The organism is Calditrichota bacterium, assembly GCA_013151735.1.
Lineage (GTDB): Bacteria > Zhuqueibacterota > JdFR-76 > JdFR-76 > BMS3Abin05 > BMS3Abin05.
Genome location: JAADHR010000204.1, coordinates 1 through 10,506 on the forward strand (window position 1 = coordinate 1; position 10,506 = coordinate 10,506).

The 10,506-nt window shown below is 47.2% G+C and carries 5 protein-coding genes; all 5 read right to left on the reverse strand.

What is annotated here, in order from left to right:
• Positions 1-343 precede the first annotated feature (343 nt).
• Positions 344-2,749: a T9SS type A sorting domain-containing protein gene (locus GXO76_15035; protein NOY79165.1), complete on the reverse strand. Its 2,406-nt coding sequence runs from the start codon at positions 2,747-2,749 to the stop codon at positions 344-346.
• A 66-nt stretch (positions 2,750-2,815) separates the two neighbouring features.
• Complete coding sequence (locus GXO76_15040; protein ID NOY79166.1) at positions 2,816-5,200, reverse strand: glycosyl transferase family 36; 2,385 nt, start codon at positions 5,198-5,200, stop codon at positions 2,816-2,818.
• A 33-nt stretch (positions 5,201-5,233) separates the two neighbouring features.
• Positions 5,234-6,265 carry a UPF0164 family protein gene (locus tag GXO76_15045; GenBank protein NOY79167.1) on the reverse strand — a complete coding sequence of 344 codons (1,032 nt, stop codon included), beginning with the start codon at positions 6,263-6,265 and terminating at the stop codon, positions 5,234-5,236.
• 46 nt (positions 6,266-6,311) lie between these two features.
• Complete coding sequence (locus GXO76_15050; protein NOY79168.1) at positions 6,312-9,389, reverse strand: hypothetical protein; 3,078 nt, start codon at positions 9,387-9,389, stop codon at positions 6,312-6,314.
• Between the two features lie 71 nt (positions 9,390-9,460).
• On the reverse strand, positions 9,461-10,506 hold a 1,046-nt coding region (locus tag GXO76_15055), incomplete at its 5' end, for a TonB-dependent receptor (GenBank protein ID NOY79169.1).

The following is a 10,506-nucleotide window of genomic DNA, read 5'->3' on the forward strand; positions in this document are numbered from 1 at the left end:
ATAACAAAGTAGGCCACCAATGCAATGGCCGTCACCAAAACTGACCCCCACAAAAGTTTGGAAACCGAAAAAATGGGATTGGCGTGTTTCATTCTTTTCTCCAGATACCCGGCAAGCAGGCACCTTGATCTTTTTATTTTGAGTCTCTCTTAAAAATACAGCTTTCTTTTGTGGATTTGCAAGAGATTTTTTACAAGAGGAGCAGCAAAGCAGAAAACACTTTCCAAAAGGGGCATGAGATATGAATCGGGGAAATGGTTTTTTCTCCTCTAAAAAAGGGGTCGGTAAAGGGTTGCAATCATTTCTCTTAGGAGTTCATTGCTCGCATTTCTGGAACCCTGCTTTATTTCAGCAGGATCATCTTTTTCGTCTTTCCAAATGCGCCTGCCTGAATATGATAGAAATATAGGCCTGACGGCAATTTTTCGTCTGAAAATTGGATTCGGTAAACACCCGGTAAGAATTTTTTCTGCTTTATTAGAGTAGCCATTATTCTTCCTGTCACATCGAAAACCTGGATAGTCACTGTCCTGGCCACCGGCACATAAAAACTGATTGACGTTTCATTATTAAAGGGATTGGGGTAGTTCTGGCTGAGATAAAAACCTCTGATTACGGACGGTGTTTTTTCCTTAACTCCCGTTTGAAACCCAATTTTTTTCATCATCGAATCAATCTCAGTGTTCGACATGAACAAATTCCAGCAAAGCTGTGTGCGATAGTTTTCAATCATCGGCACAATGGTTCCTTCATCAATTGCAAGATAGCTTTTCGCAAACCAATCGGCATCAAGATTAAAGGCGTCCCGGAAACCAAATTCGCCCCAGAGTTTTGGTCCATAGGTGAAGTAGAAATTTTTCATTGTGGCAATGGACGCCTCGGGTGTATAGGGCATCGCGCTGATGGCCGCCGTGGGCGTGATGGTACCATTATCATTTTGGGGATCGTGAGCCCGGTACCCCCAGGGGTCATCACTGGCCGTCAGACCCCAAACAAGCGAACCATATCCCTTATGATGACCGGGATTGTCCACACAATAGGCCCGATTGATTCGGGTAATATTTCGATTATTTTCAAAATAATTGCAAAATTGGTCGGACTTTCTTCTGGGATCGAACCCAAGAAAGGAATAATGGGTAAAGAACAGCGGGCCGCCATAAGGCCACCCGACCCACAATTTGTAACCGTAATAGGAATTTCCGTTGGCATAGTCTGTTCTGGCCGCCCATCCGTCGTAATACAGCGAGGCAGGAACACCGTGGGTTGGCGAAGCAATCGCCAAAAGATACACAATCATGGCTTCGTTCCATCCTTGAATCACCATATTCATTTGCCAGCCGTAATTCGGTGACCAATGCCAAAACAGCCGGTTATTATTGGGATACCGCCGATACCAATTCCAGTCAATTTCCTCCCAAAGCTGCGTGGCCCGGTTGCGTATCTCCTTTTCGACCTCATTGTCCAGGGTATAGTAGTTTCGGATGGTGAGGAGGGCCTGCGCCACATAGGCCGTTTCCACCAAATCGCCGCCATCGTCAAATTGACTGAAAGGAATCGTTTCTCCTGTTGCCCCGTTTATCCAATGAGACCAGGCGCCGTGGTAGCGAGTTGCTTTTTCCTGCAAAAATCGAAGAATTTTGAGTGTTCGAACCGACGCGGAATCCCTTGGAACAAATCCCCTCTCGGCACCAACCGCGATTGTCATGAGGCCGAATCCGGTACCACCGCTGGTGCAAACATTCCCGGAACCCGTTCGCTCACGCGCCAATCCGCTGACCGGATGGGCGTAATCCCAAAAATATCGAAAGGTTGCCTTTTGAATCGAGGTGAGCAGCTGATCATCCGTCATGTGAAACGTACGGCTTTGTACCGGCGCCGAGCGATCGGATTCCTGGTAATTTCGATTGACGGCGGATACCTTGTAATAAAATGTCTTCCCGTTTTCACCGATAAAATCACTGTAAACATGAGTCCTGTGGAGAACCGTATTCAGCTTGCTAAAGGGTCCATTTTCACTTTCCGATCGGTAGATAAAATATCCCAGCAGGTCGGATTCTGTATTGGGGGTCCACTTGAGATCGATCCGGCTGTCTGCCCCCTCGGCAACGAGATTTTTGGGGGTTGCCGGAGCGGTTGATCCGCCATTCCCTTTTTTAATGATACGAAATTCGTCCAGCCACATCCTGTGCTCGATCCCATCCGCTTTCTTCTGAAAGAAATAGATGGTCTTTATATGGGTTAAATCGGCATTATTTTCTCCTGATTTAAACGTATCAATCGGAACCGAAACCCGTTGCCAGGTGCTTGAATCGGAATCCACGCCTTCGATAAAATCACCAAGCCCATTTCGTGTGGTTTTGCGATTATTTACATCTTCCAAAGCCAGATCGGGCAGATTTTCTTTTAAAATCGCCTGCGGAGCGTTTATCCAAAAAATAATGCTGTCATAATGTGTGAAATCATAATTTTTCCAGCCGATGGAGGCCAAAGCCATTCCCCAATCGCCCCCGCTTTGAGACGTCCAATGCAGACGCAAACTATGTGCCCCCTGATAGGGATGCCGGGAATCGACAGGGAATTTATCGTGGTTGCCGGCAAGCTCCAGTGAACTTGGCGCGGTTTCGTAACCCCAGGAAGAATCAAAAAATTCATCGCCCGTATTGCTGTCGCTGAAGAAAACAATCTCCTCCTGAGCGTAAAGAGAAACGGAGAGAATCATTAAGAAAAAAAGAAAAAACAACCGCTTCATTAGGCCTCCCGATGTACAAGTAACATATAAAAACCAATCTCACCCAAAGTCTATTTACTTTGCTTTTTAAAATCGAACAAGAACCTCCACCTGAGAACCCGGCGGCGCCTCAGGAATCAGATGTCCCTCCAGTTTATCTCCATTCATCCAAATGACCCTATCCTGTTTTTTCCCGTTGTTATACCGTTTAAATTCAATATGATAGGAGCTTCCGCGGAAAAAACGCCGCATTGTAACACGCTGCCATTCCTCCGGGAAACAGGGTTTGACCCGCAAGCCGTCATAATCCGCCCGGACTCCAATGATATAGTCTAAAATGGCGCGCAACATCCAACTGGCCGAACCGGTGTACCACGTCCAGGCGCCGCGCCCAAAAAACGGGGAATCAATTCCGTCAATATTCCCGGGCGTCACATAGGGCTCAGCCATATATCGCCATGGCTGGAGTCCGTTGTAGACAGGTAAAAGTCGTCTTAAAATATCATTCGCCCGGGTGCAATGGCCCATTTCACACTCTGCCAAAATCATCCAAATGGCTGCATGGGTGTAAACGCCGCCATTTTCTCTGACGCCGGGAGCATATCTGGAAAGATATCCGATCATTTCATCCGGTTTTTGATAGGCCGGTAAAAATAAAAGAGGGCCAAAATCCTTTAGCAGATATTTTTCTGCCGACGATAAGGCTTTTTGCTGTCTTTCGGGGGTTGTATCATGCGCCAAAACCGCCCATGTTTGGGGATTCAAATAGATTTTTCCCTCACTATTTTGATGACTTCCTATGAGGTCTCCGGAATCTTTTGAGGCCCGCCAAAACCATTCTCCATCCCACCCGTACGTATTGATGGCTTTCTTCAGTGCCTCCGCCTCACGTGCATAATCCTTTGCTTTTTCCTGAAGGCCTTTTTTTTTCAAGACAAAAACCATCTCAGAGAGAATGAGATATAAAAAATGGCCCAGCCAAAGAGATTCGCCCTTGCCGTCCAATCCTACACCGCTGAGTCCGTCATTCCAATCTCCCGACAGAATGAGGGGAAGTCCGCGCGGACTCCTCCGGGCGAGTGAACAATCAATCGCTCGCAACAGATGGATGAGCAGCGGTTCTTTCTTTTTGTCATCGTAAAAGGCCAGGGGTTCATCGAGGCTATCGAAATTCCCGGTTTCCTTTAAATACTGAATAACCACGAAGGGCAGCCAGAGCAAATCGTCCGACATGTCCCCGTCGTGGCCTTCTTCACTAATCGGATGCCACCAATGCAGCACCTTGCCGCTTGCAAACTGATGGCGGGCATGCAATCGTATCTGGTCCAACGTCCGGTCGGGATTACTGTAGAAAAACACCTGGCTGTCCTGCAATTGATCCCTGAAACCGAAGGCGCCGCTCTGCTGATAATAGGCGGCCCGGCCCCACAACCGTCCGGATATGGTCTGATATTTCAGAAAGCTGTTGGCCAAAAAATTTATGCCTGCGTCGGGCGTCTCAATTTGAGTGGGCGCCAAGAATTCTTCCCATTTTTCTTGAACCTGTTTAAAGGCCTTTTCGATTTTTTCCTTACTCGAATAGTGATGAATAATCTCCCCTATTTTTTCCTCCTGCCGTACAGCGCCCAAAATGAAGTGAATGTCTCTTGTTTCACCCGGCTCCAATACGAAATTCTTTTGTAAAGAGGCAATCGAATCCGCCCATTTACCCTGCGAATTTCCCAGTTTACCGCGCCTAACGGCAGCAGGGTTTTCCAAATCCCCATATTGCCCCAGGAAGTTTTCCTTATCTCCTTCAAAAGCATCCACCGGATCGCTGCAGGCCAAAAATGCCGTACGATCCCAATTGACATTCCAATGGCCTCGTTTGGCTTTGATTTCCCAAAGCCGTTTCCGGGCTAAAATCGCATCGAGATCGGCCCGAAATTCTGTTTCGATAAACACCTTGTGGAATTCCCGATGCGAGTCCGGAGCGGCCCCCAAACACCACTCCAGATAGGTAAACACAGACAATTCACGCGGAACCGAATCGTTGTTTTGAATGGTCAGGTTCCAAATTTCAACTTCCTGATCAAACGGGACAAAAACACGCAAATCGGTTTTTACGGCATAATATTCCGTGGAAAAAATGGAATAGCCGATCCCGTGCCGGCAACGATAGGCATCCGGTTTTTTCATCACCGGAGCCACCGTCGGGGACCATACGAAGCCCGTCCGGTTGTCCCGAATGTAAATATATTTGCCCCAGCGATCTCGGATTAAATCTTGGTGCCAACGTGTGAGGCGATTGAGATTGGCATGTTCGATCCAGCTAAATCCTCCCCCAATCTGAGAAATAACCAGGCTGTATGTCCCATTTGAAATGACATTGACCCAGGGTTTCGGGGTACGGTAATTCGTGATAACATATTCTCGACCATCTTCAGAAAAATAACCCAATTCCGTCTCAAAATACTTTTTTTCAGATCTCACTCAGTGTCTCCAGGCTGCAATTTCAGTTCTCGATCAAAAATTAATTTCAAATGAAAAGCGGTGAGCAGAGGATAACCGTCCCCAGTCTGCATAGGCATAATCAAACTGAAGGGGTAATGTTGGCGAAAGATAATAGACAAGCCCTAATCCAAATGTCAAGCCCTTTTCACGATCGCTTTCAAAAAGGGATTGATAACCTGCCCGAAAAAACACCCACTGTCTGAAGCCATATTCTGCTCCGAAACTCACATTTTCCGTGTTGTCATTCGGATGTCTGGCTTCAACGGCAACGGTCAATTGATTCATGTCTTTATTTAAAATTTCCCAGGCCAGGCCAAAACGAAACAATAGAGGCAGGCTCCACTTGTCCGTTTGCAAATCGGCAAAAATAGTGTTATTGTCCCCATATTCATCCGGGTTAAAATCGTAGTTTACAAACACATCCTTGCCCGTGTAATGCATTTTGGGTCCAAAATTCGAAATGCTCATTCCAAGAACAAGCGGGGCGTAATCCGTACGAAACAGAATGCCCAGATCAAAAGCTACAGCCGAGGCCGTCATGTGCCAGATTTGCTGGTGTACATACTTGGCATTAAATCCGATGCTAAACCGGTCGGTAATCGACCGTGCGTAACTCACTCCCATCGCCATATCCATCGCGCTAAAATATTCACCGGTTCCCTCCGGTTCAAACTCGGTACGCACCAACATGTCCGGCATCGAAAGCGCGGTGTAACTTAATCCAAAGCTCCCCCAGATTCCGGTGTTGATTCCAACGGCCACGAAATCGAAATTTGTTCCTGCTAACCATCGGGTATGGGTAAAATTGACGGCTGCGGAATAGGCTAAATGAGCCAGGCCCGCCGGGTTCCAGTAGAGCGATGTGACATCATTGGCAACCGCCACGTAGGCGCCTCCCATTCCAATAGCTCTTCCTCCCACGGGAATTTTCAAGAATTGTCCAGCGGTTGTGCCGCTTTTTGTCAGGCCTCCATTTCCATCCGCATACACATGTGCCCCGCCAAAGACCGCACTAAAAAAAAGTACAAAAATAACGCGTTTCATGGGTCAAAAACCACCATTTTAAATGACTCGACAGATTTTCAATCAATTATTTTATCACGGCAAACCGGCCTATTTTCTCACCCACTCCCGGGGCATCCACATGGAAAATATAAACCCCCGGGGCACAATCCAGACCGTCTTTCGTAGTTAAATCCCAGGCTTCGGCACCATCCAAAAGATTTGAGCGATGTTCCAGTGTTTTTACGTGGTCTCCGTTTATGGAATAGACTCGTATGGTACACCGCTGCGGAAGATGGATAAAAAAGACCCTCCGCTCTCCTCTTCCGGAAGCAAACAGCCGCGTGGGCTCCCAACGGGCAGCCGCTACGTAGGGATTGGGAACCACGGCTATCTTTGACAGATCGAATTGCGCCTGAGCCGTATCAACCTTGGCTGATCGGGTGGAAAATTCATACACATCTCCCGACCGGAAGGGGGTTTTGATCTGAATTCGCAGAACATCTCCATCCTTGGGATAGACGGGTTCTGCCCCTCCAAAAGGTTGAAGGAAATGAACACGCCAGACCTCACGCGGAATCGCACCATCCTTTATTATAATGCGAATATATTCACCCGGAGAGATAGAGCTATCTCGTGTAGCCTCATTGGGTTCTTCCAACATAAAACGCACTTTTTTCTGCTCATAAATATCCCAGACCGAAAAATTCACAGGAAAGCGGGGACGAAACCACCAGGTCGTATCCCGTTCACCAAAACGAATTTCATAGCTGGAGGGATAGCCCGGCCGTCTGTGAGGAAATTGGTAGCGATTTTCCACGGTAATCGGGATATTGCTGTTTCCTTTGATCCACCCGGAATGCTGAGCATCCCACTGGATGCTATCGGTTACCACAAATAGCCTCATTCCCGAAAAAAGGGGATTAAAATCCTCGGCACGGACAGAGCGGGAATCCTTGAAAAGGGTATCCGGCATCTCCGGATGCGTCACATTTACCAGGCAATAGGTGATGGTATCCGAATGGGTTGTGTCATCAAAAATCACCCGGTACGTTTGATTGTTTTTTACCTTCAGTGGATCCAGAACATTTACCCAAACCTTTCCGCTGGCAAAACCCGAGACATGCCGAATGGAGTCCCGGAGCCCGCCCGCTTGAAATCCGGCGGCCGGTGCCTGCGGAGTGACCTGTACGGTGTTGATATCCAGCGTCACCTCCCCATTGATCGTACGAACAATCACGCGGCCGCATTCGGAAGGAAACATATCCAAGGACGCATCGCCTCTGTCGTAGGAAACGACCGCATAGTAATAGGTTTTTCCATTCATGACATCCGTATCCGTCCATGAATGCCGAAGGCCTTTGTTATCCCCCATGTACACCTTCGTCCCCTGATAATCCAGCGGGAAAAAGCCCGACACATCATCCCGAAGATCAAATTGGGCAACCGGTTTTAGAAACGTTTTTTCTCCAAATGAATTCGTAACAATCCGGGCATCCAAAAATCCCGGATCGGTGCTCTTATAAATTTTATACCCCTCAAAATCATTGGGGGGATTTGAAAAGGGATCGTAGCTTTTTTCCGCTTCATTATCCCAATAAAGGGTCACTTTTTTATCCCCTGCAACCGCCCACACATGGGGTTTCTCCGGCGGTCGTGCAAAATTGTAATTGTTATTGTAGATTTTCTGGACGGTCCGTTTATTTCGAATAATGTCGTTCAGGTCTTCACCAAAAACAAGACAAACAGAGAAACGTTCCGTTTGTCCGGGAAGAAGAGGAAACGGGCCGGAACCGTATAAAAACGCGATATTTCCGTTCTGCAATTTCGTATCAAAATGACTGTAGGAGACCCGATTCCAGATTTCATCGTCCTTGTAAAACGCCACTCCTGTTCCGATGTAAAAAACATCAAACGCCGTCAACCCAATTTGATCCGATTCATCTTTATCCGTGGCATCAAAATGAGGCTCTCCCGGTGTGGGACGCCCATCGCCTTCTCCCATGTCACCCGTACCGGCTACACCGTCGGCGCCCACATCATCATATTTGGGATTCCAATCTCCATCGTTATCAATAAGATCATCGCGTCGCTCGTCAATCATTTCGTCAATACGGCCGTCTCCATTATTGTCAATTCCATCGGCATATTTCATTCCGATGTTGATTTCGGCCTCATCAATCAAACCATTTCCATTATCATCAATTCCATTCGCCGGAATTTCGCCCCGAATCATATCGGGCGTGATGGTTGGGCTGCCTTCCTCCCCGTCTCCGTCATCATCAATGTGATTATATGGATTGCCGGGGCTCTCTAAAAAGGCATAGCCGCAATAGCCTGTGGGGCCCCATCCTCCTTGCCCCAGACCATTCGTATCCCACGAGTAGGTGATGTCATCCGAAATCTCAAATGAGGCATTGTCGTCATTGGAGTCATATTGTCCGCCGACCCCAACATCCACATACATGCCAAAAATCATCTTCCGATAGATTGTGGTTCCCTCATTGGTAATGTCATAATGCCAAAAAATCAAATCTTCCGCCAGAACATTTGACCACTGAAACCCGCGAACACCGACCCTGAGTGCCAGTCCCCGGCGCGTGTGATCGGTCGAATCGGGATAAAAATCCTGTCCATCATCCGAATTGTCATCCATGACGAAATAGCTTTCCTGATCCGCATTGGTACGTTTTCCAAAATAGCCGTTCCAATAACCATCCCAACTGGCATCCTTGTCCGGCCAGCTATCCGGCCAGGAAATGGGATCATCACTCATCGCAATTTTATCCTGATTCGGATTGGCGTACCCGGGACGCGGCTGCCATCCCCGCTCAACGCCTTCCGGGGAAATATCCATTAGCTCGCGATAACCGGCCTCACAAATATGAAGCGTATCTCCCTTATGATTTTTAACCTCCGTAACGACAATGGGTGTGATTCCATCCATGTAGGAATGCCCACTTCCCTTCGGCCAAACGCCGGAGGGTTGGCGCCCCCACCAGGCCACTTCGCCAAAATTATAAAATAGCGTCTCTACAAGATTTCCGTTGTGAATGCCCTGTTTTCGGTACTTGCGATTCCCCCTCATTTCCGGCGGCACCTTTATTTGTGCCCGAAGAGGAAGGATATCCGCAATAAAAACGGCGGCAAGTAGTATCCAAACCATTTTAAAATAACGATTAAAAGATGATTTCATCCGACAATCATTCTCCAAATAAAATTTCTGTTAGGAAACCCTCAACGTGTAATATCCAGACCCAACAAAATGCGTCGAGGCTCTGAATAGAAGTCGGGGCGTCTCAGCCATTCCGAAAGAGAATTGACATGAGCCTTGCGTTTTCCAATATAATGGCTCACCAGGGAATAACCGGCCCGCCCGGTATCCTGATAAACAAGCAACTCATTCCTGCGATCGAGCAAATTATAAATTTTAATAAAAAATCTGTACCTCAGATTGGAGACATGAAATTCCTTAAATATCCGCACATCGATGGTATAATTAAAGGGTTTGCGCCCACTGTTTTCAAATGTTGTTTCCTGGCTTTGAATGACCGGAGTATAGGGTAATCCACTTTGAAACTGACCAATGAGCCCAATGCCGATTGTTTTGGGATCAACATACGACACAGAAAGATTCACGGTATGCCTTTGATCCCAATCCAGCGGTACAACCTGAATATTGCTCTTTTTGGGAGGATTTGATTGTTGATTGTAGAACTGATGATTGGGATCGGAAGCATTCCCTTCCGCTACCTGATAGGTATAATCAAATGAAACCCTCAAATGATCCCCATGGGCCGGACGTTTGTTAATTGAAAGTGTCAGTCCGCGAATATTTCCATAATCTCTGTTCTCATAACGGGCATAGCGATCACCCAAAACATACGTCTCGTAAATCTTTGTACCCAATAAATTACGGGCATCTTTATAAAACCCTGTCACATCAATTCCAATTTGATCAAATAATGCCTGCTGGTAGCCAAACTCATAAATGACGGTTGACTGCGGATTTAAATTGGCATTTCCCATGAGCGTGCTCAGACCTCCCGGAGCCACCGCAAATTTCGGATTCATATAGAGATATTCATAGGGCGGTATCTGAAAAAAATGCCCGTAAGACGTATGCATGACCCCGGTTACCGAAATGGGAAAGGCAATGCCGATCCTGGGACTAACCTGCGATTTGGCACGTGCATCTTTATAGGCGCTTGCACGCGGTTCAAGGGTGTTCGAGGGGTCTCTCAAATCAACAGGTACTTTTTCTCTTGAATTAAAATAATCAT